The following is a 16,798-nucleotide window of genomic DNA, read 5'->3' as shown; positions in this document are numbered from 1 at the left end:
CGAATCCGGCGCCGCCGCTCACCGAATCGCGGCCTCCGAGCTGCCAGGCGCGCCGGGTTTGCATTACAGAGACGCATCGAGAGCTGCCAACGTGACTCATCCCAACGAGCTGCCTCTTTCCCCGCTTTCCGCGCTGCAATTTTATGCAACGGCGCCCTACCCCTGCAGTTACCTGGACGGCCGCATCGCGCGCTCGCAGGTCGCCACTCCCAGTCACCTGATCAATTCGGACGTCTACACGGATCTCGTCAAGGCGGGCTTCCGGCGCTCGGGCGTGTTCACCTATCGGCCGTATTGCGACGGCTGCCGCGCGTGCGTGCCGGTGCGTGTGCCGGTCGAGCAGTTTCAGCCCAATCGCACGCAGCGGCGCGTGTGGAAAAAGCACGGCGGCCTGATCGCGACCGTCGCGCCATTGCACTACGACGAGGAACACTACGCGCTGTATATGCGCTACCAGTCGGCCCGGCATGCGGGCGGCGGGATGGACCGCGACAGCCGCGATCAGTACGAGCAGTTCCTGCTGCAAAGCCGGATCAACTCGCGCCTCGTCGAATTCCGCGAGCCGGCCGCCGCGAGTCCGAACACGCGTCCGGACGCGCCGGGCGCGCTGCGCATGATCAGCATGATCGACATCCTCGGCGACGGACTCTCGTCGGTGTACACGTTCTTCGAGCCCGGCCTGCCGCATGCGAGCTTCGGCACCTACAACATCTACTGGCAGATCGAGCAGGCGCGCAGCCTGAATCTGCCCTACGTGTATCTCGGCTACTGGATTCGCGAGAGTCCGAAGATGGCGTACAAAGCGAATTTCCGTCCGCTGGAAGGCCTCATCGACGGCGCTTGGCGCGTGCTCGATCCGGCCAGCATCGATCTGCCGCCGGTCGATTTCGCGATGCACGGACGGCGCGGCCCGCTCAAGCCTTGAGCCGTCATCCCAGCCCTGACCGCAAGCGCCCGCGCAGTGCGCCGCCCGCGCGCGCAAAGCCGGTAAAATAGCGGGTTCCCATTTTTCGGCCGTCCGGCTTCATCCCGTGCTTAGCTCCCTTTACCCGCTTATTCGCGCCCAACTCTTTCGCATGGACGCGGAAGACGCTCATCACCTGACCTTGCGCATGCTCGGCGCCGCCGGCCGCACCGGCCTCGCCGGCGCGCTCGCGGCGCGCGTGCCGGATGCGCCGCGCACCGTGATGGGACTGACGTTCCGCAACCCGGTCGGGCTCGCGGCGGGGCTCGACAAGGACGGCGCCTGCATCGACGGTCTGGCGGCGCTCGGCTTCGGTTTCATCGAGGTCGGCACGGTCACGCCGCGCGCGCAGCCGGGCAATCCGCGCCCGCGCATGTTCCGGCTGCCGCAGGCGCACGCGGTGATCAACCGGATGGGTTTCAACAACGCCGGCGTCGACCAGTTCGTGAAGAACGTGCAGGCCGCGCGCTATCGCGGCATCCTCGGCTTGAACATCGGCAAGAACGCCGACACGCCGATCGAGCGCGCCGCCGAGGACTATCTGTACTGCCTCGAACGCGTGTATCCGTTCGCGAGCTACGTGACGGTCAACATCTCGTCGCCGAATACGAAGAATCTGCGCCAACTGCAGGGCGCGGGCGAACTCGACGCGCTGCTCGCCGCGCTGAAAGACAAGCAGCAGCGTCTCGCCGACCTGCACGGCAAGCTCGTGCCGCTCGCGCTGAAGATCGCGCCGGACCTCGACGATGAGCAGGTCAAGTCGATCGCCGACACGCTGCTGCGCCACAAATTCGAAGGCGTGATCGCGACCAACACCACGCTCTCGCGCACCGCGGTGACCGGCATGCAGTACGGCGACGAAGCCGGCGGCCTGTCGGGCAAGCCGGTGTTCGACGCGTCGAACGAGGTGATCCGCAAGCTGCGCGCCGAGGTCGGCGACACGGTGCCGATCATCGGCGTCGGCGGCATCTTCTCGGGCGAGGACGCGCGCGCCAAGCTCGCGGCCGGCGCGTCGCTGGTGCAGCTTTACACGGGCTTCATCTACCGGGGACCCGCGCTCGTCGCCGAATGCGTGCAGGCGCTGCGCTAACGCGCAAAGTCGCGCGGGCCTGCGCTATGCGCACGGAATATAGACATACACAAACGGTATTTTGGTTTCGATAGCTTCGTTTGTTATGCTTGCGCCCGTTCAAAGCCACACGTACTCAAGACGTACACAAAGGAACACGATGAAATTCGGTCTGCTGAAAAAGCTGCTCGCCGTCGCGCTGATCGGCGCGTCGTTTACCGCCGTCGCCGCGCATGCGGAAGATCTGCTCGACCAGGTCAAGCAACGCGGCACGCTGCGCATCGGTCTCGAAGGCACCTTCCCGCCGTTCAACTCGAAAGCGCCGTCGGGCGAACTGGTCGGCTATGACGTCGACATCGCCAGGGCGGTCGCCGCGAAGCTCGGCGTGAAGCCGGAATTCGTCACGACCGAATGGAGCGGCATCATCGCCGGCCTGCAGGCGGGCAAGTTCGACGTGATCGTCAACCAGGTCGGCATCACCGACGCGCGCAAGCAGTCGCTCGACTTCTCGACGCCGTACACGTACTCGTTCGCGCAGTTGATCCAGCGCAAGGACGACACCCGCCAGTTCAACTCGCTCGAGGAGCTGAAAGGCAAGAAGCTCGGCGTCGGCCTCGGCACCAACTACATGGACATGGCCAAGTCGGTGCCCGGCATCGACGTGAAGACCTACCCGGGCGCGCCCGAGTACCTGCGCGATCTGGCCGCCGGCCGGCTCGACGCGGCGCTCAACGACCGTCTGATGCTCGCGTACCTGCTGAAGAACTCGCAGCTGCCGCTTCGCACCGGCGCGAACGTCGGCGCGGGCAACCCGTCGGGGATTCCGTTCCGCAAGGGCAATCCGAAGTTCGCGAAGGCGATCGACGACGCAATGGCCCAGCTCGAAGCGGACGGCACGTTCGCGAAGATCTCGGACAAGTGGTTCGGTATCGACGTCACGAAGCCGGCCAAATAAATACGCACCGCGTGCGACGAAGGGCGGCATCCGCGGCGATGCCGCCCTTCGTTTTTGTGCGGCGCCTGCCATCGACGTGCCGCGCGGTCATGCGGCCCGCCGCACGCCGCCCTCGCCGAGGCACGCGCGATCCCCAAGGCCCGCGCGAGCGCGCGTCACGTATACCCCAATGCGCCGCGCGCGAGCCGCGCCATCACGCGCGCCAAAGTTTATGATGTGCGCTTTGCGCGCCACTCAGTACACCACCCATGTCCATCCCTTCCCTGCTGGTCGAATCGCTGCCGGTGCTCGCGCAGGGCGCCGTGCTGACGATCAAGTTCGCGGTCCTGTCGATGATCTTCGGCCTGATCGGCGGCGCGGTGCTCGCGCTGATGGGCATCAGCCACAGCCGCCCGCTGAACTGGCTCGCGCGCATCTACGTCAGCATAATGCGCGGCACGCCGCTGCTGGTGCAGATCTTCGTGATTTATTACGGTCTGCCGAGCTTCGGCATCTCGCTCGAGCCCACGCCGGCCGGCGTGATCGCGCTGTCGGCGAACGTCGCCGCGTACCTGTCGGAGAGCATGCGCGGCGCGATCCTCGGGATTCACCAGGGTCAGTGGCTCGCGTCGTACAGCCTCGGCCTGTCGCGCCGCCAGACGCTGCGCTACGTGATCGCGCCGCAGGCGCTGCGCATCGCCGTGCCGAGCCTGTCGAACAGCCTGATCAGCCTGATCAAGGACACCTCGCTGGTGTCGGTGATCACGGTGACCGAGCTGCTGCGCAGCGCGCAGGAAATCATCGCGTCGACCTATCAGCCGCTGCCGCTGTATCTCGCAGCAGCGGCCATCTACTGGGTGCTGTGCCAGGTGCTCGAATGGGTGCAGCGCTGGTACGAAAGGCGCCTCGCGCTGCCGACCCGGCACTGAGTCGCGCGCTGCGTCACTCGCCGGCGAACCTGAGCCCCAGCGCCGCGCGCGCGGCGTCGGCCATCGCGATCATCGCCAGCGACGTCGCGTGGGGCATCAGCGGACTTTCCAGCTGCCCCGCGCGAATCAGCTCGCAAAAGTGCGCGGTCTCGTAGTTCAGCCCGCCGCCCTCGAACGGTTCGTCGAGTTCGACCACGCGGCCGTCCGCATAGCGGATCGTCGCGCGCGACGGGTTCCACCACGGCTCGTGAATCGTTACGTGCCCGCCTTTGGCCATCAGCAGCGCATCGCCCTTGCCGTGCAGATCGAGTCCGCAAAATAGCTGCGCGATGCCGCCGCGCTCGTGCAGGCTGTTCAGACTCGCGAACGTATCGACGCCGCTCGCGCCGAGCCGCCCGAGCGTCTGCACGTCGCGCGGCGCGCCGAGCCAGTCGACCGCGAGAAACATTTCATAGACGCCGATATCGAGCAGCGCGCCGCCCGCGTGCTCGAACGACAGCGACGGATGATCGGCCGGCACGCCCGGCACCGAGCAGCCCGCGCGCACGAGACCGACCTCGCCGATCGGCGCGGCCGCCAGTTGCGCGCGCAACTTTCTGTACAACGGATAAAACGACGGCTTCATCGCTTCCATGAACAGACGCTGCGATGCGCGCGCGGCCGCGAGCACGCGTTCGAGCTGCGCGCGATTGATGGTCGCCGGTTTTTCGCACAGCACGTGCAGGCCCGCCTGCAACGCGGCGATCGCGTAGTCCGCGTGACTGTCCTGCAAAGTGGCGATATAGAGTGCGTCGATACCGCTTGCGAGCAGCGCGTCGAAGCTGTCGCACGGCGTGCCGCCGAATTCGGCCGCGAACGCGTGGGCCGGTTGCGCGCGCCGCGACCACAGCGCGGCGAGCCGCGCCTGCGGCACATGGGCGAGCCCTTGCGCGAAGCGGCGCGCTATCCGGCCGGTACCGACGATGCCCCAGCGAATTTCGCGGGCCGGGTCGATCGGAAGAGTTGAGTGGGAATTTGCCTGAGGGGTCGTGTCTGTCATCGGGGGGCCAGGGGTCCTTGCGGTTCGAACAGCCGCTATTGTCGCGCATGCCGCCCGTCACCGCGTGGACCTGGAGGGCGCCGCCCTCCCTTCAGCCTGGCTAACCGCCGCGCCACTTACACGCGCGCCGGCGGCTCCGCCGAAAAACGCCCGAGTTCCTCGGCGCTGTGATCGATCAGCGCGAGCGCGGCTATTTCGGCCTCCTTCGGATCGCGCCGCTCGATCGCCTCGACGACCCGTTGATGCGAAGCGATCACGCTTTCCCACAAGCCTTCGCGCTCGTTGACGATCGGCGGCACGGTCGACAGCGCGCCGCGAATGATCGCCGCCATCTGCTTGAAGAACTGGTTGCCGCTCGCGGTCACGATGCGCGTATGGAACAGCTCGTCGGCTTCCAGATAGCCGCTCTCGCTCGGGCGCACCAGCCGGATCGCCTCGAACGCCTCGCGGATTGCCGCGACGTCGGCGGCGCTGCCGCGCGCGGCCGCCTGCGCCGACGCACGCGGTTCGATCAGGATGCGGAACTCGATCACGTCGCGCAGGAACATCGGGTCGGGTTTCGCGCGAAAGCGCCAGTTGACGACGTCCTCGTCGATCATGCGCCAGTCGCTCATCGGCCGGATCCGCGTGCCGATCTTCGGACGCACGTCGAGCATGTCGCGCGCGAGCAGCATCGACAGTGCCTCGCGCATCACCGTGCGGCTCACGTCGAACTCCTTGGACAGCACGTCCTGGGGCGGCAATATCGCGCCGTACTTTTCCTCGACGATGCCGGTCACGAGGCCGTCCATCACCTTGCTCACCAGCGAGCGATCCTTGTTCGCCTGTTCCATAAACTCTCTCCCCGATGCGGTGTTACCCCCGCGTAGCCTGATGAATGAAGGGCCCGTACGTATCGTTTTTATGCAACCAGGATCGTTTTACGATACGTTGCTTGGTTCGAAACAGATGCGCCAGTTGGGACACTTCCTGACAGGGTTATCCCTCTGAACAATTGTTTCGTTCATGTAACGCGCTGGTTTGTAATGGGCGCCAGGCGTGCTCATCAAGCGTGCCTGCCTCGGGAGGAATGCATAGTGCGAATACGCACGTTTTGAGATGAAATGCCGGATTAGCGCGAAGCCGGCTTGAATGCGTGGGCGGTCAGCGCGCAAAGCGCTGCGCCGCTGCCGGTCGAAAGCGCCACGGCGCCGCTCGCGAAATGAGCCGGGCGCGTGGTGAAGATGGCGCGGATCGAGGGGCGCGGGCCGCGCGCAGCGCTCCGTTTTCGGTTCGTCAGCCGACGGCGCTGCCGTGGCTCGCCGCGCTGCCGTGGCTCGCCGCGCTGCCGTGGGCCGCCCCGTCGCCGCGGCCGTACTGATCGTCCAGGCGCACGATGTCGTCTTCGCCCAGATAGCCGCCCGATTGCACCTCGATGATCTCCAGCGGCGTCTTGCCGGGATTTTCGAGCCGGTGCGTGGTGCCGAGCGCGATGAAGGTCGACTGATTCTCCGCCAGCAGGAACTGTTCGTCGCCGCGCGTGACTAGCGCAGTGCCGCGCACCACGATCCAGTGCTCGGCGCGATGATGATGCATCTGCAGCGACAACCGCCCGCCCGGCTTCACGACGATGCGCTTGACCTGAAAGCGCTCGCCGCGTTCGAGCGAATCGTAGAAGCCCCACGGCCGCCCGACCTTGCGATGCTCGTGTGCCTCGCTGCCCTGCTCCGCCTTCAGCCGGCCGACGATCGCCTTGACGTCCTGCACCCGGTCCTTGGCGGCGACCAGCACCGCGTCGGCGGTCTCGACCACCACCACACCACTCACGCCGACGCACGCGACCAGACGGCCGTCCGAATGCGCGAAGCTGTCGCGCGCGCCATCGAACATCACGCGGCCGCGCGCGACGTTGCCCGCCGCGTCCTTGCTCGACGCATCCCACACCGAATCCCACGCGCCGACGTCCGACCAGCCCGCATCGAGCGGCACGGTCACGCCGACGAGCCGCGCGTCGGTGCCGATGCGCTCCAGCACCGCGTAGTCGACCGAATCGGCCGGGCAGGCGGCGAACGCATCGGCCGCCAGATGCAGCGCGCCGTCGGCGGACATGCTCGCGCGCGCGAACGCATCCGCGCAGGCCGCCGCGATCAGCGGGCGGCACAGCGCGAGCGCCGCGAGCCACACCGACGCGCGCACCACGAACATGCCGCTGTTCCACCAATATTCGCCCGACGCGTAGTAGCGCTCGGCCAGTTCCGCATCCGGCTTCTCGACGAAGCGCTCGATCGCGCGCGCGCCGCGCGTGCCGAGCGCCGCGCCGGTACGGATATAGCCATAGCCGGTCGCCGCGCGCTGCGGCGGCACCCCGAGCGTGACGATCGCGCCGCGCTCGGCCTGCGCGAGCGCCGCGTTCAGAGCGGCGCCGAACGCGGCGTGATCGGCGATCAGATGATCGGCGGGCAGCGCGACGAGGATCGGATCGTCGCCGGCCGCGGCCGCCGCCTGCGCGGCGAGCGCGGCGACGGTCAGCGCCGGCGCGGTGTTGCGCGGCGCCGGTTCGAGCAGCATGCGCACCGGCTTGCGGTACTGCTCGACGCGTTCGAGCGTGGCCAGCCGCAGCTCCTCGCAACATACGACCAGCGGCGCGGCCGGCGCTTTCGCGCGCGGCGCGTCCTGCGCGGCGACCGCGAACGCGTCGTCGAGCCGGCGCAGCGTCGCTTCGAGCAGCGACTGCTCGCCCAGCAGGCCGATCAGCTGCTTCGGATTGCGCTCGCGCGACAGCGGCCACAACCGCGTGCCGGAGCCGCCCGCGAGAATCACCGGCTGCACGGTCGGTTGCGCCAGGCTGGCGGCGCTACCGTCGGGCCCGGTCTGCGGGATGAGCGGATTGCCTGGTTCTACTATTCGATTCATGATGCGATCCCACTGTTCGGTTCTTTCGGGTTCAAGGGCCGGCGTGATGTCAGGACGTGCCTCGCGGTCGCAATCGTTGTTTTCCGGGTCCGCGCGTCAGTCGAGCCCGAGCGCGGCGCGTGTTTTGTGAGTGCTCAGATAGAGCCACCACGCGGTACTTTCTTCGCTCCCGGCGGTGATGACGGGCGCCGCGTGAGCGCACGACGGCATGCCGGCCTGCGTCGCGAAACGCGTAAGCCGCAGCAGAGCAGACATGCGCCCGCCGGCTTGCGGTTGACCATGCATCGATGGCGGCAGCGAGGGTCGGCAGCTCGCGCGCCAGATGGCACCGCGCTCTGGCGCGCTGCAGTGGCAGCGGCATTCCCAGCGGCACTCCCAGCGGCACTGGCAGCGGCATTGGCGGGCCGCTCGCGCGCGAACCGTTGCGGCGCCGCGCGCCGCCCGCCCCCTGCCGACACGCGCCGCCGTGCACGCCGCCATCACGCCTCTCCGAACGGCCGCAACCCGCCGGCGGCATCGGCGACCAACCCGGCCTCGCCCGCAGGGTTGCGCGCGCCGTCGTCGAGCGTCGCGGGTTCCGGTTGACGCAGCTTGCGGAAGCCGCCCCGACAGACTTTTTCGACGTACGACATCACGTTTTCCTGCGCGACCGACGACAGAATCGCGTGATCGGTGTGCTTGCAGAAGGCCACGTGGATATGCTCGTAGCGCCGCAGCCGCGCGCCGCGCGCGCCGAAGCAGCGCTCCAGTTCCTCGACGCCTTCGTCGAGCACGCCGTACACGAGGTGTGTCTCGACGCGCTGTTCGTCGAGCCCGGCGAACAGGCGCCGCTCGTCGCTCGCGCCGAGCTCGCGTCCGCACAGCCGGCCCAGCAGATGCGCGCCGGTGACCATCGCGCGCGACACCATCCGCACCGCCAGCTCGCGCACCACGCCGAAGCCGGCGGTCTCGCCGCGGAACACGCGGCGCCACTTGTGCACCTTGGTCAGCGAGCGCAGGTAGTTGCGCGTCGAGCCGAACGCGGCGACCGGCACCATCGGCTGGCCGTGTTCGTCGCACACGTTGCTCCAGATGAACTTCTGCACGTTGACCAGCACCGCCCCGAGCACGCTGGGCTCGCGCGTCGCCGCATGCAGGCCGGCGTAAGCGCCCGAGCAGATGCCGAGCAGCACCGCGCCCGCATGGCCGCGCGCCGCGAGCCAGCGCGACGCGGCGGCGGCATCGTCGGCGCACGACTGCGCGTACAGGCCGTCGATGGTGAGCATCCCGGCCGTCGGCAGGTTATCGCCGAGATGGCCGATATCGACCCGCAGCGACGCGATCCCCTGGCGCGCGAGGCGCCGCGCGAACCGCACGCCGAAGCGCGCATTGCCGATCCGCGACACCGCGCCGGTATTGACCATCACCACCGCCGGCGCGCTCGCGGCGGCCGCGCCGTCGGGCAGGCAGTACACGCCGGACACCTGGCCGTCGTTCAGCCACACCGGCGTTTCGAACACGCCCGGCGCGACGTAGTGACCACCCGCGCCGTCTTCGCCGCGGCGCGGCACCGCTGCCGGCGTGGGCGCCCACGCCGCGGCATCTGCCGCGAACCAGCGTTCGATCGCGTCGAACGCCGCGTGCGGCACCTCGCTGGCGAGCGCCTCGAGCATGAAACGGCCGTATTCGTCGAACGGCTGGCGCTCGACCTCTACGCCATGCTGCTGATAGTGCGCGGCCAGCGCGTCGACGCGCGCCGGGTTCAGCGCATCGAGCAGCAAGACGCGCGCCGCGGGCCGGCTGGTGTCGCGCGCCAGATCGGCGCCGCGCAGCCCTTCGAGCGTGTCGCGATACATCCGGAAGCCATATGCCTCGACGAACTCGTCGGTATCGGGCTCGACCACGCAATCCATCGATTCGGGCAGCGCCACCCACTGCCGGTAAGCGACCCGCAACTCGCGCTGATAGGTCTTGCCCGACAGCACCGGCGACAGCAGCACGAGACCATGCACGTCGCCCAGTTCCTGCGCGGCGAGCGCGGCCAGCATGCCGCCCAGCCGCAGACCGCACAGGCTCACCCGCTTGACGCCGGTCTGCGCGCGCAACTGCGCGACCGCCTGCTTGACGCTGTCGATCCACGCGCGCCACAAGCCCGGGTCGGTCGGCTCGCCGGCCGAATCGCCGGTGCCCGGATAGTCGAAGCGCAACACCGGCATCCCGCGCGCGGCAAGGCGTTCGGCCAGCAGACGCATGCCGCGATAGGTGCACAGCGAATCGAAGCCGAACGGGGCACACATTACAACGCCATCCGGCCCGTCCGCTGGATGCAACCAGCCGAAATTGCCGTCGAAGACGAGGGGTCTCAAAGTTCACTCCTTACCTGATTTTTCTTTCAGGGATTACAACAAACGTCCCCCTGCTCATATGTGCGCCCCGCCACACTGTTGCGGACTCCGACGCAAACGTTGCCGTGGCCGTTGCGCGCCGGCCGGTTTCCGGTGACATTTAACCGTGTCCCTATCGCGTCTATCTGTTCGGCCACCCACACAGACGCGCGCCACATCAGGGCAAGATGCAAGACTCGCGACCAATCGCCGCCGCATGCCGCAGGGCGCGCATGCCCACGCGAGCGCCGTGCCGAGCCAGCTCGCACGACTGCTCGCGTGACCGGCCGGACAGTGGACTATGGAAAGAAGTATCGTCAGAAACATCATCATCAACTTCGCCGGAGCCGTCGCACCGACCTTCGTCTCGCTCGTCACGGTCCCCGCCTACATCCATCTGCTGGGCGCCGCGCGCTATGGCGTGATCAACCTGGTGTGGACCTTGATCGGCTACTTCAGCGTGCTCGACCTGGGCACCAGCCTCGCGACCGAAAACCAGATCGCCAAGGCCCGCAATGCAACCGACGATTCCATCGAGCGAATCTTCTGGAGTGCCTGGTTCATGAATCTGGCCACCGGCATCGTCGGCGGCGCGCTGATCTATGGCGGCACCATCCTGTACATCACGCACGGCGTGAAAATCGATCCGGCGTTCCAGAAGGAAGTGCTCGCGAGCCTGCCGTGGATCGCCGCGGCGGTGCCGCTCGCCAACGTGTCGTGGGTGTTCGCGGGCGCGATCACCGGGGTCGAGCGCTTCGCCAGCTACAACGTCAACCAGACGCTCGGCACCGCGCTGTTCCAGTTGCTGCCGCTCGCGGCGATCTTCGCGTTTTCGGCATCGCTCGCCATCGTGATTCCGGCCTGCGTGATCGCGCGTTTTATCGCCGCCGTACTGCTCGGCGTGGGCGCAATCCGTGCGCTCAAGATTCGCCGCATGCGTTGGCCGGAATGGCGCCTGATGACCGAAATCTTTCGCAACGGCCGCTGGATGCTGATGTTTTCCGGCGCCAACATGCTCGCGGCGACGCTCGACCGGGTGCTGATCGGCGCGCTGCTCGGCGCGCGCTTCGTCACCTACTACGCGACGCCGCAGAATCTCGTCACGCGTCTGAACCTGCTGCCGATCGCGATGGTGCGCACGCTGTTTCCGCGGCTGTCGGCGGCCTCGCGCAAGGATGCGAACGCGCTCGCGCATAACTCGCTGGCGTTTCTGAACGGCGCGTTCACGCCCTGCGTAATCGTCGCGCTGTTCGCGTTGAAACCGTTTCTGCTGCTGTGGCTCGGGCCGACGATGGCCGCCTCGGCGCCGGTCGCCAGCGTGCTGGTGCTCGGCGTGTGGCTGGCCGGGCAATCGAGCATTCTCGGCATGCTCATCCAGGCACAGACCAGCCCCGCGTCTGTCGCGACCGTCAGCTGGCTGCAACTGCCGTTCTTCGCCGGCGCGCTGTGGGCCGCGATTCACTGGTACGGGATCATGGGCGCCGGGGTCGTCGTGGTGCTGAAGGCGCTGTTCGATTATTCCGTACTGCTTGGCTTTTCGAAGCTGCACGCGTGGTCGATCGTGCGCAACATGCTCGCGCATCTGGCCTTTCTGCTGGTCGCGGTGGCGCTGGCCGACTTGATCAGCGCGCTGCCGCTGGCGATCGCGGTCGGGCTCGCGCTGACCGCCGCGAACTTCGGGATGTCGCTGCATGGTTCGAGCGAATTGCGCGCGGCGCTTTACAAGCTGTGGACCCGCGTGGTGCCGTCGGCGAACCAGGCCGAGGGGTGACGCGCGCGTGCCGCCTAACTTGGCGTGAAGCGGTACATCAGGACCTTGCCGCGCGCGTCTTCCTCGACGAACACCAGGTATTCGCCGCTGGCGAGGCGGTGCGCGGTGATCGGCATCGGCACGTCGGTCCAGCCGCTGGTCGAGCCGACTTCCTTGCCCGGCGCCAACTGCCCGACTTCGCACCCGCTCGCCTGGTCGTACACGCGCACCCGCGCGCGGCGGCCTTCGACCGCGAACAGGTAGTCGCCGGCGAGCGCGAAGCCGCTGATCAACAATGGTTCGGAGCCGCCGGGTTCGGAGCCGCTGGGTTCCGAACCACTTACATCAGGCCATTCGATCAGGTACCGCAGCGTCGGCGTCGCGCTGTGCCAGTGGTCGTAGCGCGCGAGCCGTGAGCCGGCGCCGTTCCAGTTCAGTTGATTGAAAGGCTGCGCGGGCGTCGAACCGGACAGGTACATCGTGTCGTCGGCGGCCGAGTACTGGAGTCGCGCGAGATGGTTGAACGGCGCCGGCATCGGGTATTCGCGCAACGCCGTGTAGCGATAGACCGGGTTGCCGCGCTTGTCGAAACCCTGCAGCGAAAAGCGGCGGATGCCATCGGTCTGGGTCGCCTGCCAGACGTCGCCGCGACTGTCGACCCACCAGCCGCGCAGCGGCGGCGCGTCGCCGCCGCTCGCGCTCTGCTCGAACGCGGCGGCCGAGAAGTCGCCGCGCCCGCTAGCGTCGCGCCAGATCCATTCGCCGTGCGGCGGCTGACCCGGCGGCCACGCGCCGTCGATATGCGTGAGCGCGAATAGCCCGGCCGGGATCGCGGTCTCGCGCCCGGCAACGAAGCGGTAAATTCGTAAGTACGCCGAATACATGTCGGTCGTATAGAGCAGCCGGTGACCCTGCACGTCGCGCACCATCGGCATGCCGCGCTGGCCGCCGAGCCACAGATGGAAGTATGGGTCCCACGGATAGCGGAAGCGGTCGGCCGTGTAGCCCGCGTAGGTCCACTCGTCGCCGGGGCCGCGCGTCAGGTCGAGCGTGAAACGCTTGCTGCCGCTGTACACGGACGGCGGCTCGCCGTCGACGAACTGCGCGCCGTCGACGAACAGCAGTGCCTGCAGACTGAAGCGCCGCCTGCCGTCCGGCGCGTAGCTTTCGAGCAGCGCGCCGTCGTAGGTGTCCGGGGCGCTGCGCGGACGCGGGCCAGCGCCGTTCATCGATACGTACAGATTGCCCGCGTGGTCCACGCCGATGCCGGTCAGTCCGTTGAAACGCCGTGGTCCCGGCATGCCCGCGCGGCCCGCGTAGATGCCGCCGCGCTCGCCGAAGGTCGCGGTCAGTTGCATCGCGCCGCTTGCCTTATCTGTGCCGCTCGCCGGCGCCGCGCTGTAGATCAGGATCTGCTGGCGCACGCCGTTGTCGGCGATCAGCACGCGGCCGCGCGCATCGACCGTCAGATCGACGGCCACCGCGTCGCTGGGCAGTGCCAGTTCGCCGAGCCGCGCGCCGTCGCGCGAACGATGCACGACGTGCGGGGCCGCCGCGCCGCGACTGTTTTCGATCAGCCACAACGAACCGTCCGAAGCGAGCGCGATCCGCCCCGGCTCGCGCACCGCGAACCCGGCGACGGGCTGCATGGTCCTCGCGTCGAACACCTGCACGCGATTGTCGAGCGGGTTGGCGACGAACAGCCGGCTGTTGTCGGCGGCAAGTCCGCGAATCGCGTAATCGGTTTTTGCCGCGTAGCGCGCGATGCGCAGAAACGCGAGACGGCTGCCGCCCGGAAATTTCAGCTGCCCCGCGAACGGCACCCCTTCACGAATATCCGCGCGGCTGCGGCGCGACACGCCGCTCCACACTTCGCCCTCGGGCGGCGTCGGCCGGTGCTTCGCCTCTTCGTTGCCGAGACTCACGATCGTCTGCGCCGCATACACGTAGTCGTCGTTCAACGCGATCGCGTCGCCGCCCATCATCCCCCAGCCATGCGAGTCGCCGCCGTGGCGCACGAGGTCGCCGTCGCGGTACTGGCCAAGCTCGCCGCCGCTCTCGTCCCACGGCGCGTTGGTGAACACGTCGCCGTCGGGCGCGACCGCGAGCGCCTGCACGTCGATCTGCATCCAGCGGCGATCGCCGTAGCCCCACGTATTGCCGATCCACGAGGTTCGATAGGACAGCGAACCGGAAGCGCCGGCCGCCGGCGTCACCACAGCGCCGCCGGCACCGCTCCCCGACGCCGCCAGCAACGCAAGCAGCGGCAACGCCAGCGCAGCGGCGACCACCACCCGCTCGAAGGTTTTGCGCGCACGCACGCTCATCGCCGCAGTCGTATCAGAACGCGCGGATCGCTTCGCGATAGACGTCGGCCACCTGCGCGGCCACCACCGCGCGGTCGAAATGACGTCGTGCGTACGCGCGGCACGCGTCGCTATCGGGCAGCACGCTGTGGCCCAGCAACGCGTCGATGAGCCCCTCGCCGATCGCCTTGTAGCCGCCCGACGGCAACACCAGCGCGTTCGACAGCGGCGCGACCGCTTCCGGCAAACCGCCGACCGGTGTAACCAGCACCGGCGTACCGGCCGCCAGTGACTCGATCGTCGTGAGCCCGAAGCCTTCGAGCGACACGGTCGGCACGACCGACAGATCGGCCGCCCGATACCAAAGCGGCACATCGTCGACGGGCACGAAGCCGGCGAGCCGCACGTGAGCGTCGAGTCCGCGCGCGCGAATGCGCGCGTGCAGTTGCGTTTCGAGCGGTCCCTTGCCGGCAATCGTCAGCAGCACGTCGGGCACGCGCAGCTTGACGAGCGCCAGCGCGTCGATCAGATCCTCCAGACCCATGCGCGACACCAGCCGGCGGATGCAGAACAGCAGCGGCCGGTCCTGCGGCAAACCAAGCCGCGCACGCGCGGCGCGTCGATCGGCAGCGATATCGAAGTGGTCGACGTCGACGCAGCCGGGCACGATGCGGATGCTGTCGTCGGGTACGCGATAGGTCTCGTGCAGCAACCGGCCGAACGCGCGCGACAGCACGATATGCCGCGTCGCGCCGCGATACACGAAGCGTTCGAGCGCGATGCGCGCCGCGCGCGACCAGCCGCCGCCACCTTCCGGATGCGATTCCGCGCCCCACGGTCCATGAAAATGCACGACCTTCGGCACGCGCCGGAACACGCCCGAGGTCGGCGCCGCATACAACGCGAAATGCGAGGCGACGAGGTCGGGCAGCCGCGCCGCGCGCAACGCCAGCGACAGTTGCCGCGCGCCCCGCAGACGCCGGTGCAGTTGTGCGTCGGCGTGCGCGAACGCCTGCACGCGCCCGCCGGACGCGTGGAGCACGGCCGCGCTGCCGGCCACGATCCCGCGCACGCCGACGCCCTGCGCGGGCAGCGTATCGATCAGCGACTGATACATGCGGTCGAGCCCGCCGGGCCGCTCGCTGAACCAGTGCATGCCGATCTGCAACGAGTCGATCGACGGATGCCGGCTGCCCGCCTCGGCGGCGACCACGGCGGCCGCGCCATGATCTGTTTCGCGAGCGATCCCGTTGCCGGCACCGTTGCCCGACTCGCTGCCCGACTCGCTGCCGGTCCCTTTATCCATTTCTTTCGCAGTCCTGCCGGCGCCGCGCCCGAGCGCCTCGTTGCTGGTTCTGTTCATTGCTGCTCCACCGATGCGCGTGCGCGCGCCGGCCACGCGCTCGCCCGGCGCCGCGCATGCACCTGTTCGTAGAGCGCCAGATAACGTTCGGCCATCACCTGCCAGCTGAGCGTCGCGGCGGCGCGACGCGCGCTCGCGCCGAGCCGCCCCGCGTAGCCGGGATCGCTCGCGAGCCGCACGATCGCTGCCGTCAGCGCGCGCGCGTCGTCCGGATCGTCGAGCACGATGCCGCTGCCGGCATCGATCACTTCGGCGCCGCCCGCGGTGCGCACGGTGATCACCGGCAAACCGGCCGACAACGCTTCGAGCAGCACGAGACTCATCGCCTCGTAGCGCGACGGAAATACGAACGCGTCGACCGAGCGCATCAGCGCGGGCATGTCCATCACCATGTCGGTGAAATGGACCCGTTCGGCGAGACCGAGCGAGCGCGCGAGCGCCGGATACGGGCTGTGGTGCAGACGCCCGGCGACCGCCAGATGCACGTTGGCGGGGGCCGCCGCGAGCGCGTGCAGCACGGTGTCGAGGTTCTTGCGCGGCATCCGCAGATCGCCGGCGAACAGCAGCATGAACGGCTGCGCCGGCAAGCCGAAGCGCGCCCGCTCGGCCGGCCCCGGCGCGAATTCGCCGACATCGACGCCGTTGTAGATCACCTGCATGCGCTGAGTGTCGATGCCGAGCGCGGCGACTTCGGCGGCGACCTTGCGCGACACCGGCACGATCACCTCGGCACGGCGAAACGCCCACTTCTCGCAGCCGATGTTCAGCAGCGTGTAGAGCACCTGATACGCGTGATAGAACCCGCGCAGCAGACGGAACGGATAGAAGCCGCAGTGATACCAGCCGTGGTGCACGAAGTGCGCGGCGTTGACGTCGGCGCGCGCCCACGCGATAAAGCCGTTCACGTGCACGATGTCGAACTCGTCGCGATGCGCGCGAATCCACGCGCCGCACCGCCATGCGAAGCACTGGTACTGCAGCAGCCGGCCCGGCAGCCGGCTCGGCGCGATCCGCGCGAAGCGCACGCGCGGATGGTCGAGCAGTTCGGGGGCCGCCTCGGCGGCCAGCAGCGTCACGCTATGGCCAGCCGCGAGCGCGCCCTGAACGATTTCGTAGTTGACCCGCCCTTGCCCGTCGTTTTTTCTAACTACATGAGTAACGATTAAAATCCGCATCCTGTTGTCTTTCA

The 16,798-nt window shown here is 68.2% G+C and carries 13 protein-coding genes; 5 read left to right on the top strand and 8 right to left on the bottom strand.

The annotated features are described in order from the left end of the window. Positions 1-91: 91 nt before the first annotated feature. The 4 genes from LJ656_RS01455 (at position 92) to LJ656_RS01440 (ending at position 3,896) form a co-directional block, all read left to right on the top strand. Positions 92-925 (top strand): arginyltransferase, encoded by an 834-nt coding sequence (locus LJ656_RS01455; protein ID WP_230507499.1) that lies wholly within the window; start codon positions 92-94, stop codon positions 923-925. A 106-nt stretch (positions 926-1,031) separates the two neighbouring features. Next, a complete protein-coding gene (locus LJ656_RS01450; protein ID WP_329958779.1) occupies positions 1,032-2,054 on the top strand; it encodes a quinone-dependent dihydroorotate dehydrogenase in 1,023 nt (340 codons plus the stop codon). Positions 2,055-2,193: 139 nt separating this feature from the next. Then, positions 2,194-2,988: a cystine ABC transporter substrate-binding protein gene (locus LJ656_RS01445; protein WP_230507497.1), complete on the top strand. Its 795-nt coding sequence runs from the start codon at positions 2,194-2,196 to the stop codon at positions 2,986-2,988. A gap of 248 nt (positions 2,989-3,236) precedes the next feature. After that, complete coding sequence (locus LJ656_RS01440) at positions 3,237-3,896, top strand: amino acid ABC transporter permease (RefSeq protein WP_230507496.1); 660 nt, start codon at positions 3,237-3,239, stop codon at positions 3,894-3,896. Positions 3,897-3,909: 13 nt separating this feature from the next. Here LJ656_RS01440 and LJ656_RS01435 read toward each other — a convergent pair whose 3' ends face one another. The 5 genes from LJ656_RS01435 to LJ656_RS01415 all read right to left on the bottom strand — a co-directional run bounded on the left by LJ656_RS01435 (position 3,910) and on the right by LJ656_RS01415 (position 10,172). After that, the gene (locus tag LJ656_RS01435) at positions 3,910-4,935 is read right to left on the bottom strand and encodes a Gfo/Idh/MocA family protein (protein ID WP_230507495.1); all 1,026 of its coding nucleotides are present in this window, start codon (positions 4,933-4,935) and stop codon (positions 3,910-3,912) included. Positions 4,936-5,051: 116 nt separating this feature from the next. Then, positions 5,052-5,768: a FadR/GntR family transcriptional regulator gene (locus tag LJ656_RS01430; RefSeq protein WP_230507494.1), complete on the bottom strand. Its 717-nt coding sequence runs from the start codon at positions 5,766-5,768 to the stop codon at positions 5,052-5,054. Positions 5,769-6,210: 442 nt separating this feature from the next. Then, positions 6,211-7,827 carry a mannose-1-phosphate guanylyltransferase/mannose-6-phosphate isomerase gene (locus tag LJ656_RS01425; protein ID WP_230507493.1) on the bottom strand — a complete coding sequence of 539 codons (1,617 nt, stop codon included), beginning with the start codon at positions 7,825-7,827 and terminating at the stop codon, positions 6,211-6,213. A gap of 96 nt (positions 7,828-7,923) precedes the next feature. Further along, positions 7,924-8,082 carry a hypothetical protein gene (locus tag LJ656_RS01420; RefSeq protein ID WP_230507492.1) on the bottom strand — a complete coding sequence of 53 codons (159 nt, stop codon included), beginning with the start codon at positions 8,080-8,082 and terminating at the stop codon, positions 7,924-7,926. Between the two features lie 224 nt (positions 8,083-8,306). Further along, complete coding sequence (locus tag LJ656_RS01415) at positions 8,307-10,172, bottom strand: alpha/beta fold hydrolase (RefSeq protein WP_230507491.1); 1,866 nt, start codon at positions 10,170-10,172, stop codon at positions 8,307-8,309. Positions 10,173-10,491: 319 nt separating this feature from the next. On the opposite strand from LJ656_RS01415, the gene LJ656_RS01410 reads away from it, so the two are divergent. Next, positions 10,492-11,961: an oligosaccharide flippase family protein gene (locus LJ656_RS01410; RefSeq protein WP_230507490.1), complete on the top strand. Its 1,470-nt coding sequence runs from the start codon at positions 10,492-10,494 to the stop codon at positions 11,959-11,961. 14 nt (positions 11,962-11,975) lie between these two features. Here the strand turns inward: LJ656_RS01410 and LJ656_RS01405 are convergent, their stop codons facing one another. The 3 genes from LJ656_RS01405 to LJ656_RS01395 form a co-directional block, all read right to left on the bottom strand. Next, entirely contained in the window at positions 11,976-14,267 is a 2,292-nt protein-coding gene (locus LJ656_RS01405) for an NHL repeat-containing protein (RefSeq protein ID WP_230507489.1), read from the bottom strand. Positions 14,268-14,280: 13 nt separating this feature from the next. Next, entirely contained in the window at positions 14,281-15,402 is a 1,122-nt protein-coding gene (locus tag LJ656_RS01400) for a glycosyltransferase family 4 protein (RefSeq protein WP_230507899.1), read from the bottom strand. Positions 15,403-15,605: 203 nt separating this feature from the next. Next, complete coding sequence (locus LJ656_RS01395; RefSeq protein ID WP_230507898.1) at positions 15,606-16,784, bottom strand: glycosyltransferase family 4 protein; 1,179 nt, start codon at positions 16,782-16,784, stop codon at positions 15,606-15,608. Positions 16,785-16,798 lie beyond the last annotated feature (14 nt).

The sequence above is a fragment of the Paraburkholderia sejongensis genome, from assembly GCF_020880815.1.
Taxonomy (GTDB): Bacteria; Pseudomonadota; Gammaproteobacteria; order Burkholderiales; family Burkholderiaceae; genus Paraburkholderia; species Paraburkholderia sejongensis.
The sequence above is the reverse complement of the archived record's forward strand: the minus strand, read 5'-3'. Positions and strand labels throughout refer to the sequence as shown.

Bases quoted from the DNA above. Each gene is read 5' to 3' on its own strand.
- LJ656_RS01445 (WP_230507497.1), top strand. From the start codon at position 2,194: ATGAAATTCGGTCTGCTGAAAAAGCTGCTCGCCGTCGCGCTGATCGGC.
- LJ656_RS01440 (WP_230507496.1), top strand. From the start codon at position 3,237: ATGTCCATCCCTTCCCTGCTGGTCGAATCGCTGCCGGTGCTCGCGCAG.
- LJ656_RS01435 (WP_230507495.1), bottom strand. From the start codon at position 4,935: ATGACAGACACGACCCCTCAGGCAAATTCCCACTCAACTCTTCCGATC.
- LJ656_RS01430 (WP_230507494.1), bottom strand. From the start codon at position 5,768: ATGGAACAGGCGAACAAGGATCGCTCGCTGGTGAGCAAGGTGATGGAC.
- LJ656_RS01425 (WP_230507493.1), bottom strand. From the start codon at position 7,827: ATGAATCGAATAGTAGAACCAGGCAATCCGCTCATCCCGCAGACCGGG.
- LJ656_RS01420 (WP_230507492.1), bottom strand. From the start codon at position 8,082: ATGTCTGCTCTGCTGCGGCTTACGCGTTTCGCGACGCAGGCCGGCATG.
- LJ656_RS01410 (WP_230507490.1), top strand. From the start codon at position 10,492: ATGGAAAGAAGTATCGTCAGAAACATCATCATCAACTTCGCCGGAGCC.
- LJ656_RS01405 (WP_230507489.1), bottom strand. From the start codon at position 14,267: ATGAGCGTGCGTGCGCGCAAAACCTTCGAGCGGGTGGTGGTCGCCGCT.
- LJ656_RS01400 (WP_230507899.1), bottom strand. From the start codon at position 15,402: ATGCACTGGTTCAGCGAGCGGCCCGGCGGGCTCGACCGCATGTATCAG.
- LJ656_RS01395 (WP_230507898.1), bottom strand. From the start codon at position 16,784: ATGCGGATTTTAATCGTTACTCATGTAGTTAGAAAAAACGACGGGCAA.